This window comes from Affinirhizobium lemnae (assembly GCF_022968395.1).
Classification (GTDB): Bacteria; Pseudomonadota; Alphaproteobacteria; order Rhizobiales; family Rhizobiaceae; genus Neorhizobium; species Neorhizobium lemnae.
This window is the reverse complement of record NZ_JALJQZ010000001.1, coordinates 104,616-124,509: the sequence shown is the minus strand read 5'-3', so window position 1 is coordinate 124,509 and position 19,894 is coordinate 104,616. Positions and strand designations below refer to the sequence as shown.

The 19,894-nt window shown below is 56.4% G+C and carries 23 protein-coding genes; 6 read left to right on the top strand and 17 right to left on the bottom strand.

What is annotated here, in order from left to right; translation table 11 throughout:
* Positions 1–11: 11 nt before the first annotated feature.
* The 7 genes from flgG to flgF are packed head-to-tail and all read right to left on the bottom strand — an operon-like array spanning position 12 to position 4,739.
* The gene (gene flgG / locus MUU53_RS00605; RefSeq protein ID WP_247259121.1) at positions 12–800 is read right to left on the bottom strand and encodes a flagellar basal-body rod protein FlgG; all 789 of its coding nucleotides are present in this window, start codon (positions 798–800) and stop codon (positions 12–14) included.
* A gap of 21 nt (positions 801–821) precedes the next feature.
* Positions 822–1,157: a flagellar hook-basal body complex protein FliE gene (fliE, locus tag MUU53_RS00600; RefSeq protein ID WP_247259120.1), complete on the bottom strand. Its 336-nt coding sequence runs from the start codon at positions 1,155–1,157 to the stop codon at positions 822–824.
* Positions 1,154–1,573, bottom strand: a complete 420-nt coding sequence (gene flgC / locus MUU53_RS00595; RefSeq protein ID WP_247259119.1) for a flagellar basal body rod protein FlgC — start codon at positions 1,571–1,573, stop codon at positions 1,154–1,156. The genes fliE and flgC overlap by 4 nt, the downstream gene beginning before the upstream one ends.
* A 6-nt stretch (positions 1,574–1,579) precedes the next feature.
* On the bottom strand, positions 1,580–1,972 hold the full coding sequence (flgB, locus tag MUU53_RS00590; RefSeq protein WP_247259118.1) for a flagellar basal body rod protein FlgB: 393 nt from the start codon (positions 1,970–1,972) through the stop codon (positions 1,580–1,582).
* A gap of 53 nt (positions 1,973–2,025) precedes the next feature.
* Positions 2,026–2,595 carry a flagellar protein gene (locus tag MUU53_RS00585; RefSeq protein WP_377307260.1) on the bottom strand — a complete coding sequence of 190 codons (570 nt, stop codon included), beginning with the start codon at positions 2,593–2,595 and terminating at the stop codon, positions 2,026–2,028.
* 2 nt (positions 2,596–2,597) lie between these two features.
* On the bottom strand, positions 2,598–3,983 hold the full coding sequence (gene fliI / locus MUU53_RS00580) for a flagellar protein export ATPase FliI (protein ID WP_247259117.1): 1,386 nt from the start codon (positions 3,981–3,983) through the stop codon (positions 2,598–2,600).
* 21 nt (positions 3,984–4,004) lie between these two features.
* On the bottom strand, positions 4,005–4,739 hold the full coding sequence (flgF, locus tag MUU53_RS00575; protein ID WP_247259116.1) for a flagellar basal-body rod protein FlgF: 735 nt from the start codon (positions 4,737–4,739) through the stop codon (positions 4,005–4,007).
* A gap of 228 nt (positions 4,740–4,967) precedes the next feature.
* Between flgF and motA the strand changes: the two genes are divergently transcribed.
* The 6 genes from motA to MUU53_RS00545 all read left to right on the top strand — a co-directional run bounded on the left by motA (position 4,968) and on the right by MUU53_RS00545 (position 10,138).
* The gene (gene motA / locus MUU53_RS00570; protein WP_247259115.1) at positions 4,968–5,846 is read left to right on the top strand and encodes a flagellar motor stator protein MotA; all 879 of its coding nucleotides are present in this window, start codon (positions 4,968–4,970) and stop codon (positions 5,844–5,846) included.
* A gap of 5 nt (positions 5,847–5,851) precedes the next feature.
* Positions 5,852–6,799, top strand: a complete 948-nt coding sequence (locus tag MUU53_RS00565; protein WP_247259114.1) for a FliM/FliN family flagellar motor switch protein — start codon at positions 5,852–5,854, stop codon at positions 6,797–6,799.
* Between the two features lie 63 nt (positions 6,800–6,862).
* The gene (gene fliN / locus MUU53_RS00560; RefSeq protein WP_247259113.1) at positions 6,863–7,441 is read left to right on the top strand and encodes a flagellar motor switch protein FliN; all 579 of its coding nucleotides are present in this window, start codon (positions 6,863–6,865) and stop codon (positions 7,439–7,441) included.
* A gap of 27 nt (positions 7,442–7,468) precedes the next feature.
* Positions 7,469–8,515 (top strand): flagellar motor switch protein FliG, encoded by a 1,047-nt coding sequence (gene fliG, locus MUU53_RS00555; RefSeq protein WP_247259112.1) that lies wholly within the window; start codon positions 7,469–7,471, stop codon positions 8,513–8,515.
* Positions 8,516–8,618: 103 nt separating this feature from the next.
* The gene (flhB, locus tag MUU53_RS00550; RefSeq protein WP_247259111.1) at positions 8,619–9,695 is read left to right on the top strand and encodes a flagellar biosynthesis protein FlhB; all 1,077 of its coding nucleotides are present in this window, start codon (positions 8,619–8,621) and stop codon (positions 9,693–9,695) included.
* Positions 9,696–9,700: 5 nt separating this feature from the next.
* Positions 9,701–10,138, top strand: a complete 438-nt coding sequence (locus MUU53_RS00545; RefSeq protein WP_247259110.1) for a hypothetical protein — start codon at positions 9,701–9,703, stop codon at positions 10,136–10,138.
* Between the two features lie 20 nt (positions 10,139–10,158).
* Here MUU53_RS00545 and visR read toward each other — a convergent pair whose 3' ends face one another.
* The 10 genes from visR to MUU53_RS00495 form a co-directional block, all read right to left on the bottom strand.
* Positions 10,159–10,800, bottom strand: coding sequence for a transcriptional regulator VisR (gene visR / locus MUU53_RS00540; RefSeq protein ID WP_247259242.1), 642 nt, complete (start codon positions 10,798–10,800; stop codon positions 10,159–10,161).
* 111 nt (positions 10,801–10,911) lie between these two features.
* Positions 10,912–11,649: a transcriptional regulator VisN gene (gene visN, locus MUU53_RS00535; RefSeq protein ID WP_377307261.1), complete on the bottom strand. Its 738-nt coding sequence runs from the start codon at positions 11,647–11,649 to the stop codon at positions 10,912–10,914.
* Positions 11,650–12,021: 372 nt separating this feature from the next.
* On the bottom strand, positions 12,022–13,716 hold the full coding sequence (gene fliF, locus MUU53_RS00530; RefSeq protein WP_247259109.1) for a flagellar basal-body MS-ring/collar protein FliF: 1,695 nt from the start codon (positions 13,714–13,716) through the stop codon (positions 12,022–12,024).
* A gap of 116 nt (positions 13,717–13,832) precedes the next feature.
* Positions 13,833–14,222, bottom strand: coding sequence for a chemotaxis protein CheT (gene cheT / locus MUU53_RS00525; RefSeq protein WP_247259108.1), 390 nt, complete (start codon positions 14,220–14,222; stop codon positions 13,833–13,835).
* Positions 14,223–14,233: 11 nt separating this feature from the next.
* A complete protein-coding gene (gene cheD / locus MUU53_RS00520; RefSeq protein WP_247259107.1) occupies positions 14,234–14,788 on the bottom strand; it encodes a chemoreceptor glutamine deamidase CheD in 555 nt (184 codons plus the stop codon).
* Entirely contained in the window at positions 14,785–15,174 is a 390-nt protein-coding gene (locus MUU53_RS00515; RefSeq protein ID WP_137135722.1) for a response regulator, read from the bottom strand. Before MUU53_RS00515 ends, cheD begins: the two co-directional genes overlap by 4 nt.
* Entirely contained in the window at positions 15,175–16,215 is a 1,041-nt protein-coding gene (gene cheB / locus MUU53_RS00510) for a protein-glutamate O-methylesterase CheB (RefSeq protein WP_247259106.1), read from the bottom strand. It lies immediately after the preceding gene.
* The gene (gene cheR / locus MUU53_RS00505) at positions 16,212–17,120 is read right to left on the bottom strand and encodes a protein-glutamate O-methyltransferase (RefSeq protein WP_247259105.1); all 909 of its coding nucleotides are present in this window, start codon (positions 17,118–17,120) and stop codon (positions 16,212–16,214) included. Before cheR ends, cheB begins: the two co-directional genes overlap by 4 nt.
* Positions 17,117–17,584 (bottom strand): chemotaxis protein CheW, encoded by a 468-nt coding sequence (locus MUU53_RS00500; RefSeq protein ID WP_247259104.1) that lies wholly within the window; start codon positions 17,582–17,584, stop codon positions 17,117–17,119. The genes cheR and MUU53_RS00500 overlap by 4 nt, the downstream gene beginning before the upstream one ends.
* Positions 17,585–17,588: 4 nt before the next feature.
* Entirely contained in the window at positions 17,589–19,889 is a 2,301-nt protein-coding gene (locus tag MUU53_RS00495; RefSeq protein WP_247259103.1) for a chemotaxis protein CheA, read from the bottom strand.
* Between the last annotated feature and the right edge of the window lie 5 nt (positions 19,890–19,894).

The following is a 19,894-nucleotide window of genomic DNA, read 5'->3' as shown; positions in this document are numbered from 1 at the left end:
CCCCTTCAAGATTACTTCAGGTTCTTACTGACGATCGACGCCATTTCGTCTGCTGTCGTGATCACCTTCGAGTTCATTTCATAGGCACGTTGTGCCGCGATCAGGTTGGTGATTTCCTTCACGGCATCGACGTTCGAGGATTCGAGGTAGCCCTGCTTGAGGTAGCCAAAGCCCGGATCATCGGGAGCCGCAACAATGGCCTCACCAGAAGCAGCCGTCTGCTGGAAGAGGTTGTCGCCCATTGGCTTCAGGCCTGCTTCGTTGACGAAGTTTGCCATGGTCAACTGACCGAGGGGCGTGAAGGTGTTGGCATTGCCGATGCGGACGCTGACTTCGCCGGAACGGTTGATTACGGTTTCCGTCACGTCCGCCGGGAAGGTGATGTTGGGAATCACCGCATAACCATCAATCGTGACAAGCTGGCCTTGTGCATTGGTATTGAATGCGCCTGCACGGGTGTACATGGTCGAGCCATCAGGCGCCTGCACCTGGAACCAGCCGCGACCGATGACGGCAACGTCGAGGGAGTTCTCTGTCTGCGTCAGTTCGCCCTGCTGGAAGATGTTGCGCACGGCGGCGGTCTGCACACCCAGACCGATGTTTGCACCTTCCGGAACAATCGCCTGGTTGGCCCGGTTGGGAACGCCGCCAGCCCGCTCGGTTTGATACAGCAAATCGGCGAACTCCGCGCGGGCGCGCTTGTAGCCGGTTGTATTGATGTTCGCGATGTTGTTCGCGATGACCTCGAGGTTGGTCTGCTGGGCATCCATGCCCGTCGCTGCGACGGAAAGTGCTCTCATCGATCTGATGTCCTTGAACCGCTAGATTTGCATTTTGGTGATGTCGAGATAGGCACTGACGATCTTGTCGCGGAAGGCGATGGCCGTCTGCAGCGACTGCTGCGCCTGCAGAACTGCGTCGACGACTTCGCGCGTGTTCGCCTTGCCGGTAATTCCGTCGAAGGAAATGGCTTCCGCGCTCTTCAGGCTGTTGGCGGCATCGACCGCCATATTGCCGAGAACTTCGGAAAAGGAGGCGCCCGTGCTTGCTGCAGATCCGGCGGCGCCAAATGCAGAGGCAGCACTTGAAGAGGAAGTGACCTCACCGAGATCTCGCGTCATGGAGAGACCGGCGACTTTCTGGATGCCGTTAATCATTGCGAGCCCTTCAGAAGATCGAGAGTGGATGAAATCATTTCGCGCGTTTGCTTGATGGTCTGCAGATTTGCGTCATAGCTGCGATTGGATTCCCGAAGGTCGGCCATTTCGATCAGCACGTTCACATTGGGCATCTTCACCATGCCCTTGGTATCGGCGGCCGGATTGCCCGGATCGTATTCCTCATGAAAATCCGAAGAGTCGACGCCGAGCTTCTTGACGTCGACAACCTGGGCACCAGACAGCTTATCCAGTTCCGATCCGAAGGTGATTGTCTTGCGGCGATACGGATCGGCACCGGGCGTATCGCCCGTGGTACGGGAGTTGGCAATGTTTTCAGAAACAATGCGCAAGCGGGTAGATTGGGCTTCCAAACCTGAACCGGCAATCCTGAGCGATGCGGCTAGCGGATCCATGGATCATTACCTCCTGACTGTCATCAGCATCATGCTGTGAAAGGACTTAACCAGCGTATTTCCGATGTCGTACTGCCGCTTGATTCCGCCCATCTTGGAAAGTTCCTGGGCCAGGGAAACGGTGTTTCCCGACTCCTGGACCCCGATTTCCTGATTGAGATCTTCTTCTTCGATGTTCACATCGATTGAACTATCCAGGGAGTGACCCGACAGGTGCGCTGCATTGGTGCGCGCCATGGCGATGTTGGTCTCGTTCAACACCGCAGAAAAGGGCGTGACGTCCTTGGATTTGTAACCTGGCGTGTTTGCATTGGCGATGTTGCCAGCAACGACCTGCTGGCGAATGGAAAGCCATTCCGCTTGACGCGATGCCAGATCGAATAATTGAATGGGTTGCATAGGCTTCTCTCCATTTTCTAATTGAAGCCTAGGCTGATATCCTTGCGTCAGACTTACGGACTACCCGAGGCCTGATCGTTTAACACCTCACCGGTGGAGGTTATGATCACCCAGCGCCCGCCGCGCTGCTCGATGGTGGCTAGACGGCTGTTATCCGGCAGGATCGAGCCGACGCGGACCATGTACATGCCCTTGCTGTCTTCAATCAGCGCCCGACCATTGGCAACATGCATGAGGCGGAACGTATTCTTGCCGGGCAGCGGCTGCATGAGCCCCGCCCCTTCATTCCCATCGGTCTTGTCAGGCGAGGCAACCGTCGCCGTCGTCAGATTGTCGGTGGGCTCCAGAGGATCCTTGGGCTTGTCCGAAGGTGTGTTATCGATCATTGCCAGCGGCGATACGCTGAACACGTTGCGCGCTGGCGTATCCGGCAGATCACGTGTGTGATCCATCGTTTCGACACGAATCCCGAATTTGTCCTCGTTGAAGAAAACGTACCAAGGGAAAAGCGCTGATGCGGTTGCCAGAAGGATTCCGGCACCAGCCAACATGCGATCACCGGAAGATCCAGATCGCCGACGGGTGCGCGAAGGCTTCATCTCTTCATCATTGTCCTGCTGCATGTTCAACCTCTTTGTCTCAGGTTTCCGGGGCCTGCACCGGCCCGTAAGGCGCCTGCCAGATCCGCATAGGCATCCTCAGCCGGCGGATCTCCTGGACCTTGCTTAAGTACGTCGTAGATGATGGGAACCTGCTTGATCGCCATGTCGAGATCGGCGTCACTGCCGGCGCGGTACCCCCCGATCAGTCGCAGATCCCGCGTCTCCTCAAATTTATGGATGAGGGATTTCAACCTCGAAACGAGCTTTTCCTGATCACCAGTCCAAGCCTTTCGTGCCAGACGCGAGATGGACGACAAGGGATTGATGGGCGGATAACGTCCCTCTTCGGCAAGGCTACGCTCCAGCACCACGTGTCCATCCAGAATTCCGCGCGCAGAGTCGGCAATCGGATCATTGTGGTTGTCGCCATCCACCAGTATCGAAATGATGGCGGTGATGGTACCTGTTCCTTCCGGTCCGGGACCCGATCGCTCCAGCAGACGCGGTAGTTCGGTAAACACGGAGGCAGGATAGCCACGTGCGATGGGCGGCTCGCCGGACGCGACCGCGACCTCTCGGATTGCATGCGCAAATCGGGTGATACTATCGGCGATGAACAGCACGTTTTCGCCGCGATCGCGAAAATGCTCCGCAATGGTTATCCCGACCAACGGCGCCATCTTGCGCAGCATCGGGCTCTCGTCACTGGTGGCAACGACAGCAATGGATTTCGCCATGTTGTCGCCCAGCGTGTCTTCGATGAATTCGCGCACTTCTCGCCCACGCTCGCCAACAAGCGCTATGACGACCTTGTCGAAGGCCACCGCGCGCGCAATCATGGAAAGAAGCGTCGATTTGCCGACACCCGACCCGGCGAATATACCGAGACGCTGGCCAAGGCACAGCGGAGAAAAGATGTCGATGGCACGCACGCCGGTTCGAAATCCTTCTTCGATACGCTGTCGCGTCATGGATGGTGGGGCTGTGTTGGAAATCGACCGTTTCCCCGGTCCATTGACCAGCGGGCCCTTCCCGTCGATGGGATCACCCAAGGCACTGATGGTGCGGCCACACCAACTGTCGTCCGGCGCAATGCGGAAAGCGCCCTTGCGGATAACAACGTCACCAATCCCGATCGGTTCACCGGGTTCGATGGGGCAGACATAGACCAGATCCGGTTCAACCCGGACGACTTCGCCCAGATGGATCCCGGTCTTGCTGCGGTGCGCGACGAATTCGCCGAGCCGTACCTGTTTGGAAAGGCCAGAGACTGTGTAATGACCGGCTGCAATGGTGCGCACGTGACCACCAGGGGCTACGGCGACCTCGGGCTTCGTAAAGCGCTGAACGAGCGACGCCATCTGGCTCAGCTTGCCATTCGGCACTGGTTCCACAGGCTTGCCGTTCATGATTCAGCCTTCACAGAGAAATTAGCGCGAGCCGCCAAGGGTCTTGATGGCTTCGCTGAAATTGGTTTCCGTATCGCGCATCAGCGAGGAAATGGCTTCGAAGCTGCGGTTGACCTGGATGAGTTCGGTCATCTGGCCGATGCCGTTGACGTTGGATTGCTCAAGATAGCCCTGGACAACGCTAACATCGACCCGATCGACCACCGGCTGCGGCGCCTGCGTGGGAATTACGCCACCATTTTCAAAGCGCAGATAGCCCTTGGAAATATCCGTGGTGAAAACTCCTAGCGTGGCAACAGGGCGGTCATTCTGCGTAACGCGACCATCAGGGCCGATGACGGGCGGGCCGGCGGTACGGTCCAGCTGGATGGGTGCACCACCGGCATCGAGCACCGGGTAGCCCATATTGGAGACGAGCTCGCCCGTCTCCTTTAGCGTGAATCGTCCATCCTTCGTCAGAACCTGACCCTGAGGGGTGTCGATTGCAAACCAGGCATCGCCCTTGATCGCAACATCCAGCGGGTTGCCCGTACGATCCAGGCCGCCGCTACGCGTGGACAGATAGTCATTGCCCTGGCTGACAAAGGCGACCTTCGCGTTGAGTTCGTTGCGTGTCTTGCTGAGCACTTCGTCGAATTTCACTTCCGTCGCTCGAAAGCCCACCGTGTTCATGTTCGCCATATTATCGGCGATCGTGTTCAACCGGCGCTCAAGCGCGATCTGTGAAGAAATACCGACATACAAACCGGACTGCATTCGTCTCTGGCTCCGTAATGGTTCAGATGTTTCCGACACGCTGGTGGGGTCGAATGTATGGGATCCACAAGGAACCCTGATCATGCCAATCCATAGGCAGAGAGACTTGTGCGAGGCTGTTCCATGCCGCTGCAATTTTTCGATTTACTTAAACAGCTATAAACCCAGCCTCACGCAAGCCAGCGCCAGTAATTCAGGAACCTGATACGAACATGGTGCAGGTGTACGATGACCATCATAATCGGATTTATAGTCACATTGGGCTGCGTTCTCGGCGGCTACATGGCCATGGGCGGGCATCTGGACGTGCTTGTCCAGCCCTTCGAGCTCGTCATCATCGGCGGTGCCGGAGTCGGCAGTTTCATCATGGCCAACCCGATGAAGGTTGTGAAGGATTCGGGCAAGGCGATCGGAGAGGCTTTCAAGTATGCGGTTCCGAAGGAGCGCAACTACCTGGATGTTCTGGGTGTGCTATATTCTCTCATGCGCGACCTTCGAACCAAGTCGCGTAACGAGATCGAAGCGCACATCGACAACCCGGAAGAATCCTCGATCTTCCAAACCGCTCCGACAGTTCTGAAGAACAAGGAACTGACCTCCTTCATCTGTGACTATGTTCGTCTGATCATCATCGGCAATGCCCGAAGCCATGAGATCGAAGCGCTGATGGACGAGGAAATCGAAACCATCCTGTACGACAAGATGAAGCCTTACCATTCGCTGACGACCATGGGTGACGCGTTTCCGGCGATCGGTATCGTCGCGGCTGTTCTCGGGGTTATCAAGGCGATGGGCAAAATCAACGAATCGCCGGAAGTTCTCGGCGGCCTGATCGGTGCAGCGCTCGTCGGCACCATGCTTGGCATCTTCCTGTCCTATTGCATGGTTGCACCGCTTTGCAACCAGATCAAGATCGTGCGTTCCAAGCAGCATCGCCTCTACATCGTCGTGAAGCAGACCCTGATTGCCTACATGAATGGCTCGGTTCCGCAGGTCGCGCTTGAGTATGGTCGCAAGACGATCTCCGGCTATGAGCGTCCGTCGATTGACGCCGTTGAGCAGGAAATGATGAATCCGGGTGGCGGCGGCGAAAGCAAGGCGGCCTGACCCAGATGACCAAGAGCACCGACGACATGGCTTCCGGTATGGATCTCGCGCTTCTTGCAAAGCTCACCGGCGGATTGGGCGACTACAAGACCGTGGAAAAGCTTGCCGCCGATTTCGGCCAGCTCTATTCGGAATTTCTGCCGGATGTCTTTCACAGCGAGACGAATATCCACATCGACGTTTCCTATATCGGCTTCCAGTCGGGCCTGATGCAGGACCTTATCGCACAGCTGGGCGATGTCGTATGCCTGGCTGACGGATCCTTGCGCAACTGGTGCCCCAACTTCGTTCTCGCCTGTGGCAACAGCTTCGTCATCGCATTGATGGAGCGTATGCTGGGCGCAGATCCGGCCATCATCGTTCAACCGGATCCTCGTCCCCTTTCGGACATTGAAATCGATCTGGCCTCCATGGTGTTCGAGCGCATTGCGAATGTTCTGCGTTCGGGCGTCAATGCAGCCGGTGGTTTCGAAGCGATGCTGGAGCGCCCCTATAACGCGGCCGCCAGACCGGAAGCGGACAAGGATGAGAAGCCTGAATTCGGCGCTACTATCCGCATGGCCGTCGAGATCGGAAATGTTTCATCTGAAATCGCTCTGATCATACCGCAGACGGCACTCCTGAAGACAAAGGTCGTGACCCCGAAATCTCGGGCGCAGCTTTCAAAGCAAAAGCAGGAATGGGCTGATCGCATTGCCGAACAGGTACGTCGCTCGCAGATCACGCTACAGGCACGGATCCGTCTCCAATCGCTGACGCTGAAAACGATTTCCAAGCTGATGGCGGGCGACGTCATCGCCTTCGAAGACAAGGGAGATGTACGGGTCGATGTCAGCGCCAACGGAAAAGATCTCTACGCGTGTGAGTTCGGTCGCTCGGGTGATCGCTACACCGTGCGCGTCAAGGACAATATCAGCACCGAAGACGAGCTGCTGAGACATCTCATGAAGTGACACGTCAAGTTGGTAATTTAGCATGGGCAGCCTGACGCAAGTTTCAACAGGAATAATCAATTCATGGCTACGAATAAGACACCTTTCAATCCGGACGATATGTTCGCCCCTTCCAGTGACGAAAAGGAACTGGACCAGGCGATCGACGATCTGCGCGGCGTGCTGAAAGCTGACGAAACCGGCAGCCTCGGTGACGATTTCGGCATGTCTGCATCGGCCTCCGAATCCCCGTTCGGTGCCGATCTTGGATCGGATACTGCCTTTGGTGGCTCCGACTTCGGCGGCGGTTCTGATTTCGGTGGCGCCTCGCTCGGAGGTGACTTCGGTGGAGCTGCGTCCTTCGGCTCGTCGGCTTCTTCCTCCATGCCGGAGCCAGGGAGCGCGCTCAATTCGAACCTCGACCTGATCATGGATATTCCGATTACGGTCGAAATCGTCCTGGGCACAAGCAAGATGCAAGTTTCGGGGCTTATGGGTCTTGAGGAAGGCGCCATTATCGCGCTGGACAAGAAGATCGGAGAACCGGTCGAGATCACCGTCAATGGCCGCAGGATTGCCAAGGGTGAGATCACAGTGCTCGAAAATGACGACACACGGTTCGGCGTCAAGCTAACGGAAGTGTTGAGTACAAACAAAGTCTGATCCCATGAGGGACAGTGAGGGAAGACCATGATGGACTTTGACGATTTCGGAGGCCCAGTCTCCAAGAAACCGTTATCCCAAGCTGAAAAGGCCGCCGCCGTCCTTCTTGCGATGGGCAAGGGGGTTGCTGGCAAGCTGTTGAAGTTTTTTACCCAGAGCGAGCTGCAAACAATCATTGCAGCTGCGCAGACCCTGCGCGAAATTCCGCCGGATGAACTTTTGCAGCTGGTCAATGAATTTGAGGACCTGTTCACCGAAGGTGCGGGTCTCATGGACAACGCACGCGCCATCGAAAGCATCCTCGAAGAGGGCCTGACACCGGAAGAAGTGGACGGGCTGCTTGGCCGCCGTACCGCCTTCCAGGCTTACGAAACATCGATCTGGGACCGCCTGCAGGATGCCGACCCGGCTTTTGTCGGTCGCTTCATGCTGAAGGAACATCCTCAGACCATCGCCTACATCCTCTCCATGCTGCCCTCGTCCTTTGGTGCGAAGCTCCTGATGCAGCTTCCCGACGCCCAGCGCGCCGACATCATGAACCGTACGGTCAACATGAAGGATGTGAGCCCGAAGGCGGCGCAGATCATCGAGAACCGCGTCATCGAGCTGATCCAGCTGATCGAAGCCGAGCGCAACTCGAACGGCTCCAACAAGGTGGCGGAACTCATGAACGAGTTGGAAAAGCCACAGGTCGACAATTTGCTCACGTCTCTGGAGACAATCAGCAAAGAATCGGTCAACAAGGTACGTCCAAAGATCTTCCTGTTCGAGGATCTGCTTGCCATGCCTCAGCGCAGCCGCGTGATGCTGCTGAACGACATTGCCGGCGATATCCTGACAATGGCGCTGCGTGGCGCTCCGACAGAGATCAAGGAATGTGTGCTTTCGGCGATAAGCCCTCGCCAGCGCCGCATGATCGAAGCCGATCTCGGTGCGACAAACGCGGCCATCAATCCGCGCGAGGTGGCTATTGCACGGCGCGCTGTGGCGCAAGAAGCCATTCGTCTGGCCAATGCGGGCCAGATTCAGCTCAAGGAAGCCGCGCCAGCAGGTGAGGCACCGGCGGCCGCATAAGCGGGCGAACTCGAAAGGTTCATTCCGCAGCTTTGCGGAGATCATGACGATCTTCGGTTGAAAGAGCGCCAAGCACCTGGCGCTTTGACACAGGAATGAAGCCTTGTCTGAGGATAAAGAAAGTAAAACAGAAAGCCCGACCGAGAAAAAACTTCGCGACGCGGCTGAAAAAGGTAACGTTCCATTTTCTAAAGAGGTGACGCTTTTTGCGTCATCTCTTGCGTTTTACTGTTACCTCATCTTCTTCCTGCCGGGCCGGACTCTCGACCTCGGGGAAACACTCAAGGATATCATCGCACAGCCGGATCAGTGGCAGCTCGAAAACGCCTCGGATATCGTATCGATCGGTGTGCATCTCGGCTGGGCCACAGCGTCGTTTCTTCTGCCAGCCATGCTGATGTTCAGCCTGTTCGGCTTGGCCTCCTCGTTTGCACAAAATCTTCCCTCTGCCGTTCTCGAACGAGTACGTCCACAAATCTCCCGCGTTTCACCCATGAAAGGGCTGGAACGCATATTCAGCGTTCCTGGACTGGTAGAGTTCGCAAAATCGCTCTTCAAGATCATCGTCGTCAGCATCTGCATGTTCTTTGCGATGCGTGGCGACTTCATGCATTCGCTCGACGCGATGTTCGCGGACCCGAAAGTGGTTCCGGACATGCTGTATGTGGCCGCCACGAAGATGATGGTGGTAATCCTCCTCTCGACCGGAATTCTTGCGGCAGCCGACTTCTTCTGGACGCGGCACCACTGGTACAGCGAACTGAAGATGTCGCAACAGGAAATCAAGGACGAGCACAAGCAATCTCAGGGTGACCCGATGGTCAAGGGACGTCAGCGCGCCGTCATGCGCAGCCGCGCCCGCCAGCGCATGATCAACAATGTGCCGCGCGCAACCCTCGTGATTGCAAACCCGACGCATTACGCTGTGGCACTACGATATGTTCGCGAGGAGAATGATGCGCCGGTGGTTGTTGCGAAGGGAAGCGATCTCATTGCCCTGAAGATCCGCGAAATCGCAGAGCAGAATAACATTCCCGTTTTTGAGGATCCACCGCTCGCTCGCTCCATGTTTGCGCAAGTCTCGGTAGATAGTGTCATTCCACCAGCCTTTTACAAGGCAGTGGCCGAACTGATTCATCGAGTCTATGCCTCGCGATCGCCTCAAAAACGGATACGCTGAAAGCCATGAAAAAATGCAACTATTCGCTTGAACGTGAAAAAATTCTGGCTCAGGCGATCAGCCCAGTTGCAACAGAGTTACGAATGCTGGATGCGGCAGACCTGATTGCGCTGCTCCGCCTTGAATGCTACGGCAGCATCGCCGATCTCGTTTCTTCGGCTGCCGAACTGTACTTCCATCCTGGCACCGTCAGTTTCGGTTCCGGGGGCGACTACAAGTTGGAATGGGACGGTCGACCGGAAGTCATCCTGGATCTCGAAATCAAGCCCCAGGGCCTTTCCGTCTATGCAAGACTGATGCTGACGGACAAGACGGCCGGAATCGAGATCGACCACATTTCCTTCCAGAACCCTTCGGACGATCCGGAGGAAAATACGCGTTTCCTATCGCGCAGCCTGCATGCGGCGCGGTTTGTCAGAACGCCGACCGCCTTGGCTGGCTGAACCCTCGTTCCCGGCATATCTCAGTGGATGAAGCCAAGGCGAATGGCCTTGGCGATGGCCTGTATCCGGTTCACCGCATCTAGCTTGATTGTAGCAGAACCGAGATAGGCGTTAACCGTGTGAACGGAGAGACCAAGCCTCTCGGCAATTTCTTCGCTGATCTGCCCATCGCCTGCGAGTTGGAGGCAGGCCACCTCTCTTTCACTCAGTGATTCGGCAGGGATGGACCGCCGCTCATCCATGGCCAGCAGATCCATCATGACATGGCAACTGCGCACATGTTGGTCAATGACAAGGTCGTTGGACAGATCCATTGCCGATCCGGCAAAGGCGACATAACCATTGCCTATTGCGCCCAGCCGAACCGGGAAGGCGATCCCTTCGAAGGAAAGCTGCTGGCCGTCCAGCATGACGGTCATGCCAGAACCCTTGACCGACAATATGGTCTCTGCGTGCCCTCTGGACTTCCACACCATGGGGAGAAGTGACAACTCAATGTGATTCAGCAGACGTTCGCTATAGGCTTGCAGAAACGCGCCGCAATGCTCAGCGGCGGAGACGCCCCAGTTCTCCATCTCGCATACCAGCTTGCGCTTGTTGGGCAGGCCGGAGCCGGAAACGCGAAACACGGCAAAGTTCCGGGCATTCAGCGCCCGCTGCATGTTGATGAGCTTTGGGAAAATATCCGAGCGGCTCGATACGCGCTGACCGATTGTCAAGAGAACTCCCGTTTTTATTCCGCCCGATAACGTACTGAGGATCTTTCGTGCTTCCTAAACCAGATTATTGCGAACAGCGTAAGCGATCGCCTCCGATCTGGTTTTGGTTGCCGTCTTGCGCATCACGCTCGTGATGTAGTTATTGATGGTGTTGCGGGATATGCCGAGAATGACGGCAATCTCGTCGCTGGTCTTGCCCTCAGCGATCCAGAAAAGGCATTCGAGTTCCCGGTCGGTCAATTCGAAGTCTCGCTCCGTCCGCAGTTCTCGCGTGTCGCCTAGGCTCAGGACGTAGGCAGCAAGAAGCGCTACCTCACGTAGACGATCCTGCGATAGGATGAGCCCTTCGGAAAACAGGAGCATAACAGAAAAACGAGTTCGCCCGACACAGAATGTTAGTGAGCAGTATTGCTGGCTGACAGGCCTTGGCAGGCTCAAATCGTCGGGAAGAAGTGCGAACTGCGGCGTCAGCAGGCTCAGACACTTCTCGATCTCCGTCGACCGACCGTAGCTACGCGCCAGGTCTGCCCCAATGCGCCGGACGAGATCGAAGGGCCAATTGGAGGCGACGATGAAATCGAGGCCATTTTCCTGAATCAAGTCATAGCGAGCCAAGAGGTAATGCGAAGCGCCGACATATTCCGTCAAAAGCGCCATCGCGCTCTGAATCTGGCCGGATGAACCGCTGGCTGAGAGCTTCGCGAGAAATTGCTCACGGCTAAAGGTTGTGGAGGTCAGCACATCGGGCTGCACCATATTACCCGCAAACTGTTCCGGGACTCGCAACTCCATTCCGCCTTTCTCCTTCCGGAAAGATCATCTCTCCGGTCAACAGTGGTCGATCAGTCGTCGGTCGGGGCGATCTCCTTATCCGTTTCCCGCATCGGCATGTCGAATCATCTACATTGTAGGCGGGGATCGTAGAATTGCCATAACCTTGAGCACATTTCGAATTCCCTTTTTCTTATACACATAAGTCCTGACGCCTGACAGAAGTATATTGTGGACCCGTAAGTATGGAACACGAGGCAGGAGGAATGTTTCGGAATAGGGCTTTTGGTATGATTCCAAATGTCGACGATAGGAGTCTAAAGAAGAGAGGAGATTGCGAAAGGGCCGATATTTTCCGACCCTTTCGCAATTTGGTTTATCGTGATCCCTGGATCAGGCTGCACGATCCACGGCCCATTTGCGCAGGATCTTGGCAGCGCGTTCTTCGCTTATTTCCACCATGCGGGCCAGGCGTTTTTCCGGGCCTTCCTTGACACGTCGGTTGAAGCCGCCGTTCGGATCGTCTTCGGCACCGAAGAGATCGTTCGAGCTGTCGAACCCGAAATCCGAACCGAAATCCGCCCCGAAGCCTTCTGCAAGTGCGGGGTTGGCACCGGCAGGTGAAAAGTCAGGCAGTTCCAGGCCTGCAGCTTCGCCAGCTGTCTCTGTGCTAACAGCGGTGCCGGTGACGCTACGGACGACGGGGCGCAAGCCAAACCAAACGACCAGGAAGGCGACCAGAACGAAAGCCGCGGAGTTGATGATGCCGCCCATGTTTCGCGTTAACATTTCAGCAAAACCCGGACCACTTGCAGCAGACTGATCAAGCAATTGGTTTTCCAGGAAATCCATTGCCGTGACCGTGACGATATCGCCCCTATCGGCACTGATACCAGCAGCCGTCGAAACGATCTGCTTCATCTTTTCCAGATAGGCATCGATCTTCTGCTGGTCGACCGGCTCGCCAACCATCTGTGCAATCCGGCCCCGATTGACAACGACCGCGATAGAAAGTTTTTCGAGACGATAACCGTTCCTTGTCGTTGCGGTCGTCTTCGAATTAATTTCGTAGTTGGTCTGCTCCTCCTTTTTGTCCGACTGGTCAGACGATTCAGGGCCACCTGCACCACCAGGCTGGGGCGCGGCTTGTGGAATATTCTGCTCGACAGTTGTCGCAGAGTCGGATTGCTTCTGCTGGGATTTCTGCGCTTCCTTTGTGATCTTCACCGAGCGTTCGACACGCGATTCAGGATCGAATACGGTTTCCTGGATCTGCTGAGTATCTGTATTCAGGACGACAGTCGCGCTGGAACGGAAATTATCCATACCGAGGAAGGGTGCAAGCGCCTTGTCGATGTTGCTCTCAAGTTCCTGCTGGACCGACTGGACGGCGTTCATGGAGCGAGACAGACTGCTATTGCCACTTTCGTCGCCAGAGGCCAACAACTGGCCGGTCGAATCAAGAATTGTCACGTCATCGACTTCCAGCCCGGGAACGGCAGAGGCGACAAGGTGGCGAATGGAGGAAGCGGCCTTGCGACCAGCTTCGGTGCTGGCGCGGATCATGACGGAGGCGGTCGGCTTTTGGCCGGCGCGGCGGAAGTTGCCGACGTCGGGCATGACAATGTGCACGCGCGCAGCAGCGACGCCACTGATCTGCTGAATCGAGCGGGCGATCTCCCCCTCGAGCGCCCGTACCCGGGTGACTTCCTGCATGAAGGAGGTCAGGCCGAGTGAACCGACCTTGTCGAACAGTTCATACCCAGCGTTGCTGCTGTTTGGCAGTCCACGCTCTGCAAGCAGGAGACGCGCACGGCTGGTCATTCCAACCGGAACCTGGATACTGGAACCGTCCTGGCCGACTGCAAAGTTGATGCCTGCTTCGGCCAGCGCAACGCTGACCTTGTTCAGGTCTGCCTGCTCCAGTCCCACATAAAGTGTTTCGAAGGCCGGTTTATTAACATAGAGGGCGGCAGCGATGACGATCGCCATGGATACGAGACCAACCCCTGCCAATGTCAGCAGTTTTGTTTGGCCTAACGACCCGAAATTCTTCATTATTTGATTGAATTGAGCTAACAGATTCATTCTGTTCCCGCACCGTCTAATAGGTCATGGAGGCCTTTGCCCTCACACAACCTACGCGGCGAAGCTTGTGCGAGCGTTTCGCAAAGCCCCATCAAGACGGTGGAGACGCGTATAAATTAGAAGAAATCAAAATCTCCTGCTGCCTTGGAAAGAGGCTGTGAATGACCATGACGCATGCCGCTGCTCAACGCCTTGTGCATTTCCGCCAGCTTGACGAGACTCAAGGCAGTCGTGAGGTCGACTGTCCATGTGTCAGGAATATCCGCCGTGATCGTGTCGATGAACTCGGCAAGTCCTCGTGCTTTCTGAACAGCCAGATCAATCCCCTGCAGCACCTTCATACTATCGGGTGACTGCAGGACGGATGCGCCACCAAGCTCAAGGAGTTGAGGCTCGATACGCTCGATAAGGTAGGCAACGTCGTGCAGTTCGGTTACGACGCGCATCAGAACATCCGGGAGCTTCTCGTCCTCGGAGAGCGATGGCTGAATATGAATATCGGTCATTGCTTCTCCGATCAGAAGAATTCGATTGAACTTTCCACTGGCTTTGCGGGGCGCGCTGGGCGCTGTTCCTGGGCCACGGTTTTCTGTGTTTCCGCGCCGGTCAGAGGGTAGGTTCGAGCGCGACCGCTGACAGGCCAGTACTCGAGCTTACGCCCGAATTCTCCGCCTGTTGACGACCCCACGATCGCTATGCCTTCATCGCGCAGGAATTGTGTAGCGAAGGTCGCATTCTGCTCTCCGACGTTGGAGAAGCTCGCTATCGTCTTGGCACCACCAAAGATCTTGGCTTCCAGCCTGTCGCGCCGCCCGCCGCGCTTCAGGATGCCGTTGATCAACAACTCCATGAGATGAACGCCGTAGCGAGACATATCCCCCCCGGACATGCCTCCCGGACCGTTTCCTGGAAGAAGAAAGTGATTCATTCCCCCTACTCCGGCCACGGGGTCCCTGAGGCACGCAGCCACGCAAGAACCCAGGATCGTCGTGATTACGGCGTTGGGGTCATCCGTCACTTTGAATTCGCCTTGGATGATATTCATCCGCTTGGCTGCGGCCAGTTGGTTCATTTAAGGGCTCCGAATACCGCCTCGATGGCAGCTTTCATTTTTTCGATTGTAAATGGCTTTGCGAGTACGTTATTGGCACCCAGCTGGGCAGCCTTCTGGACCAGCGCGCGGTCGCCCTGCGCGGTCAGAATTATGAATGCCGCCTTCTTGGTGTTTGGGTTGGTCCGCACGGCCTGCAGCAGACCAAGACCATCCATCTTCGGCATGTTGAAATCCGAAATGACGAGATGGTGTGGCTGCTCGGACATGATCTTCATGCCTTGCTCGCCATCGCCGGCTGCAGTGATCTGCTTGAAGCCAAGCTGTGTCAGGGCGTCGCTGAGAAGCAAACGGCTCGTTACCTGATCATCGACGATCAGAACTTTGATTTTTTCAGCGAGAGACATTTATTCGGTACCTTCTTTTCGGGCAGCAGTTAATTTCAGAATTTCCTCACCGATAGCGCCGAGCGGCAATTGCTGCTCAACGGCACCGATGTCGTGCGCAACACGAGGCATGCCGTAAACGACACAGGTTCTCTCGTTCTGCCCAAGAGTGCGTGCGCCAGCATTGCGCATCTTGAGCAGGCCAGAAGCTCCATCCCTTCCCATTCCGGTGAGGATGACGCCAACGGCATTACGCCCCGCCAGCTCAGCTACCGAATCGAAGAGAACATCCACCGAAGGCCTATGGCCATTGACCGGTTCGCGTTCGACGAGACGACAGCTCGGGGCTGACGGATTGACGACCTGCAAATGCCGGTCACCACCGGGAGCCAGATAGATCTTGCCGATCTCCAATCTCGCACCGTCGGTAGCTTCCTGCACAACAGGGGCACAGATACGATTAAGCCGTTCTGCAAAACTTTTGGTAAACGTCGGCGGCATATGCTGCGTTATTACCGTCGGCGGGCAATTTTGCGGGAATTTTTGCAACACCGTGATCAGCGCCTCGACCCCACCAGTCGACGAACCTATTGCTACGATCTTGCGCCCTACCCTGTACTCTGCAGCCGGAGACACGGGAGGTGCTGCCATGGTCTGCACCCGCCCGCGATTGGAGCGAGCCGCTGCCTTGACCTTTTCGGCCAGATCGCCAAACGGACGGACGTCTCCGGGTACCGGTTTGGAGACACAATCGAAAGCCCCGATTTCCAGCGCCGCCAGCGTTGCATTCGCACCCTGATGGGTCATGGTCGATACCATGATCACAGGCATCGGACGCAGACGCATTATCTTTTCAAGAAACTCCAGCCCATTCATGTTGGGCATCTCGATATCCAGCGTCACGACGTCCGGATTCAGTTGCTTGATTGCAGCGCGTGCCTCATGCGCATCACCAGCCTGACCGATGACGCTTACGTCCGGGTCCTTGTTCAGCACGGCCGTGATGAGACCGCGCATCGTGGGACTATCGTCAACGACAAGAACTCTTGCTGGCATGCTCATCCTTTTCTACCCCCGCTTTTGCCAGTGTAGCGGTAGGTGGTTATTCCAATGTTATCGAAGAGATTTTTTGCATCTCCCGTCACACGCTCTGAATGTCCGATGTAAAGATGGCCGCCAACGGGCAGGAGTTCGGAGAAGCGCGACCAGATTTTCATCTGGGTTGGCTCATCGAAATAGATCACGACGTTCCGGCAGAAGATCACATCGAACTGCCCCTTGAATGGCCACTGCGCCATCAGGTTCAATTCATTATAGGTAATGAGTTTCTTGACCTTGTCGTCGATCTGGAATTTGCGTCGGCCATCAATGGTGACTTCACGGAAATACTGCTTGCGCATGGCAGGCGTAACAGTTTCCAGTGAGTTTTCATCGTAGGCACCGGCGCGGGCCAATGCCAGAATCTTCGGGTCGATATCGGTTGCCAGAATTCGAAAATCGTAGTCGGCCGCATTCGGTAGGAGCGACATCACTGTCAGAGCGATCGAATACGGCTCCTGGCCGTCAGATGATGCTGCCGACCATATGCGGACACGGCCGCCGCTTTTCGCACGAGCAATCAAGCCGGGAAGCACTTCGTCACGAAGGTGTTCGAAATGATGGTTTTCGCGGAAGAACCGGGTGAAGTTCGTTGTCAGATGCGACAGCATTTCGCGCCTAACCGGCGCTCCCTCCGGTGAAGCCACAAGCGCACAGTACTCCGGAAAGCCGCTCAGGCCGAGATTCCGGATGTGCTTGGACAGACGCGAATAGACGAGCGAGGCCTTCGTGTCGTTCAGGAAGATTCCTGCATCCGCATAAATCATGGCCGCGATGTCGGACAAGTCCCGGCGTGTCAGCGGATATTCTCCGCTTGCCAGAACTTCATCCGGCGATTGCCGGCTATCGCTGAGACCAGTGGCTCTCATGCAGCTTCGCTTTCAGTATCAGGGAAAAGGGCATCGAGTTCGATAAGACAGATCATTCGCTTGTCGATCGCCAGGATGCCTCTGGCATACTGCTTTTCGAGATCGGACGAGACCTCAGGCACCGGTTGGATGTTCTCGTCCGTTACTGTCAGGATGTCCGAAACCGCCTCGACCAGCATGCCCACCACGCGGCTTTTTACCTGGGCGACAATAATGACATGACGAGGGGTCGGCTCTGCCCTGCGCATGCCCAGCCGCGCCGAGAGATCGACGATCGGCAGGACAGCGCCACGCAGATTGATAACACCCATGACGTAAGACGGGGAATGTGGAAGGGACGTTGCTTTCGTCCACCCGCGGATTTCCCGCACCGACATGATATTAACGCAAAATTCCTGATCGCCGATGCGGAAAGCGATCAGCTCCCGGTTACCTTGAACAAGATTTTTCACGGCGTACGACATACACTTAACCCGTTGCTGCCAAAGACATATCAGACTTCAGGGCACCATCGCCGCGCAGCGACTGGCCGCGGGAAGCCGCCACCACTGCATCAACGTCGAGAATGAGCGCCACGCGTCCGTCACCCAGAATGGTGGCGGCGGCGATGCCCGGAACATGGGTGTAGTTTGCTTCAAGGGACTTGATGACGACCTGGCGTTGACCCTGGATCGCATCCACCATCAGTGCCCGCTGGCCTCCGCCTTCGGACTCCACCAGAAGAGCGACGCCTTCAACAGGGTTTGCCTGCATCGAACGGAAGTTCAGGATCCGGCCCACATCCACCAACGGGCAGAAGGAGTTGCGGATCGAGATCAGACGCTGGTTCGCACCGAAGGAATGAATTGAAGCCGCTTCCGGCTGGAGCGTCTCTACAATGGCCGTTAGAGGCACGACGAGCGTCTGTCCTGCCACGGTGACGACCATGCCATCCAGAACAGCGAGGGTAAGCGGCAAGCTCATGGTAAAGGTCGAACCCTGACCTGGCCGTGAGCTGATGGAAATGCGCCCACCGAGAGCCTGAATGGACCGCTTGACCACGTCCATACCGACACCGCGGCCGGAAATGTCTGAGATCTTGTCGGCGGTGGAGAAGCCGGGCATAAAAATCAGGTTGTCGATTTCTTCGTCAGTCAGATTGGCATCTGCCGGAATGAGATCGTTGTCGATAGCCTTCTGGCGAACGCGCTCGCGATTGATACCTGCGCCGTCGTCCTGCAGTTCGATCAGGATGCGGCCGGACCGGTGTTTTGCAGTCAGCTTGACCGTGCCTTCTGGGTTCTTGCCCGCTGCTTCACGCTTTTCGGGTGTCTCAATACCATGATCGACTGCGTTACGGATCATGTGAGTCAGCGGCTCGGCCAGCTTGTCGATAACGGTCTTGTCGACTTCGGTGTTTTCACCTTCGGTGATAAGGCGGATGGACTTTCCGACCATATCGGCGACTTCGCGAACGATACGGGACATGCGCTGGAAGACCGGCTTCACCGGCTGTGCGCGGATCGCCATAACCGAATCCTGGATCTCGCGCGTAAGCTGCTGAAGCTCTTCCAGTCCCATGTTGATGGACGATGTTCCCGTCGTATCGTTTTCGATGACGCTCTGGGAAAGCATGGCTTGGTTGATGACAAGCTCGCCGACGAGGTTGATCAGGCGATCGACACGATCGAGATCAACGCGGATCGTCTGTCCGGCACCTGCGGCAGCGTTCGCGGCATTGGCGCTTGCTGCGGCGGCAGCTGCGGCTGCAGCGGACTGGCTTTCTTTTTTCTCCACGCGGGCGGCAGCGGCAGCCAACTTGCTGACATTGCTTGCCGTTTCGGCGGCTGCGACAGCAGCTGCCTGCTCGGAGGAGTGATTTTCGACGGCAGACTCGTCTTCGGCGCTATCGTCATTGAGAAAATCGAGATCGAACGGTACCGGGATCATCGGCAGGTCTTCGTCCGTGCTTTCGGCAAGCCTGACGTCGAGATCGCAATCCCATTCCGCGAATTCGAAGACAGAACGGATATCCTGCTCGGATTTCGTGGTCTTTACGTTGATGGTCCAGCTGAAATAGGCGGCTTCAGGATCCATCTTTTCGAAGAGGGGAAGGCTGTCGATATCGCAGTTGATGCTCATCTCACCAACGCGGGAGAGATCACGCAGAAGAAGGGCTGCTTCGTTGCCCTTGCTGTACAACTCGCGCCGCGGCTTGAAGATCACCTCGAACGAGGACGGCGCGATTGTCGCCTCTTCATCCCCGAATTCGTCGAATGTGAATGGGATGGGCTGGAAGCCGCTGTCATCTGTTGGGGCGGGCGCCGCGGTCGGAGCCACTGCTGCCGGGGCCGGGGCAGGTTTTGCCTGCGGCTTGGGTGCATCCGAAGCGCCGCCGCTTGGCAGTTCGCCTCGAGCCAGGGCTTCAAGTTCCTTGACAAGACCCCTGCTTCGTCCCTCGTCCACACCACCGCCATCGCGGGCGGCGGTCACAAGGTCTGCCAGCACATCGGCTGACTTCAGCATGACTTTCAAGACATCCTGCGATGGTTCGAGCTTGTTCGAACGAACGCAATCGAGCGTCGTTTCAAACACGTGTGCGAACGAAACCAGGTCATCAAGGCCAAACGCGCCTGCACCACCCTTGATCGAGTGAACCGCGCGGAAGACGGCATTTACCGTTTCCGGGTCTCGGTCGCCATCATTCAGCTTGAGAAGACCAGATTCCAGTTCGGCGAGCTGCTCCTCGCACTCCTGGAAGAAGATCTCTTTGATTTCGTTCATATCCATCGCAG

Excerpts from the sequence above, each read along its gene's own strand:
- fliG (WP_247259112.1), top strand. The coding sequence starts at position 7,469 with ATGATGGACTTTGACGATTTCGGAGGCCCAGTCTCCAAGAAACCGTTA.
- MUU53_RS00585 (WP_377307260.1), bottom strand. The coding sequence starts at position 2,595 with ATGCAGCAGGACAATGATGAAGAGATGAAGCCTTCGCGCACCCGTCGG.
- MUU53_RS00495 (WP_247259103.1), bottom strand. The coding sequence starts at position 19,889 with ATGGATATGAACGAAATCAAAGAGATCTTCTTCCAGGAGTGCGAGGAG.
- flgC (WP_247259119.1), bottom strand. The coding sequence starts at position 1,573 with ATGGATCCGCTAGCCGCATCGCTCAGGATTGCCGGTTCAGGTTTGGAA.
- visR (WP_247259242.1), bottom strand. The coding sequence starts at position 10,800 with ATGCAGCGGGCGCTGAATGCCCGGAACTTTGCCGTGTTTCGCGTTTCC.
- cheB (WP_247259106.1), bottom strand. The coding sequence starts at position 16,215 with ATGAGCATGCCAGCAAGAGTTCTTGTCGTTGACGATAGTCCCACGATG.
- cheR (WP_247259105.1), bottom strand. The coding sequence starts at position 17,120 with ATGAGAGCCACTGGTCTCAGCGATAGCCGGCAATCGCCGGATGAAGTT.
- flgB (WP_247259118.1), bottom strand. The coding sequence starts at position 1,972 with ATGCAACCCATTCAATTATTCGATCTGGCATCGCGTCAAGCGGAATGG.
- motA (WP_247259115.1), top strand. The coding sequence starts at position 4,968 with ATGACCATCATAATCGGATTTATAGTCACATTGGGCTGCGTTCTCGGC.
- fliF (WP_247259109.1), bottom strand. The coding sequence starts at position 13,716 with ATGAATCTGTTAGCTCAATTCAATCAAATAATGAAGAATTTCGGGTCG.
- MUU53_RS00515 (WP_137135722.1), bottom strand. The coding sequence starts at position 15,174 with ATGTCTCTCGCTGAAAAAATCAAAGTTCTGATCGTCGATGATCAGGTA.
- MUU53_RS00565 (WP_247259114.1), top strand. The coding sequence starts at position 5,852 with ATGACCAAGAGCACCGACGACATGGCTTCCGGTATGGATCTCGCGCTT.
- MUU53_RS00545 (WP_247259110.1), top strand. The coding sequence starts at position 9,701 with ATGAAAAAATGCAACTATTCGCTTGAACGTGAAAAAATTCTGGCTCAG.
- fliE (WP_247259120.1), bottom strand. The coding sequence starts at position 1,157 with ATGATTAACGGCATCCAGAAAGTCGCCGGTCTCTCCATGACGCGAGAT.
- visN (WP_377307261.1), bottom strand. The coding sequence starts at position 11,649 with ATGGAGTTGCGAGTCCCGGAACAGTTTGCGGGTAATATGGTGCAGCCC.
- cheD (WP_247259107.1), bottom strand. The coding sequence starts at position 14,788 with ATGAACCAACTGGCCGCAGCCAAGCGGATGAATATCATCCAAGGCGAA.
- fliI (WP_247259117.1), bottom strand. The coding sequence starts at position 3,983 with ATGAACGGCAAGCCTGTGGAACCAGTGCCGAATGGCAAGCTGAGCCAG.
- flgG (WP_247259121.1), bottom strand. The coding sequence starts at position 800 with ATGAGAGCACTTTCCGTCGCAGCGACGGGCATGGATGCCCAGCAGACC.
- fliN (WP_247259113.1), top strand. The coding sequence starts at position 6,863 with ATGGCTACGAATAAGACACCTTTCAATCCGGACGATATGTTCGCCCCT.
- flgF (WP_247259116.1), bottom strand. The coding sequence starts at position 4,739 with ATGCAGTCCGGTTTGTATGTCGGTATTTCTTCACAGATCGCGCTTGAG.
- MUU53_RS00500 (WP_247259104.1), bottom strand. The coding sequence starts at position 17,584 with ATGTCGTACGCCGTGAAAAATCTTGTTCAAGGTAACCGGGAGCTGATC.
- cheT (WP_247259108.1), bottom strand. The coding sequence starts at position 14,222 with ATGACCGATATTCATATTCAGCCATCGCTCTCCGAGGACGAGAAGCTC.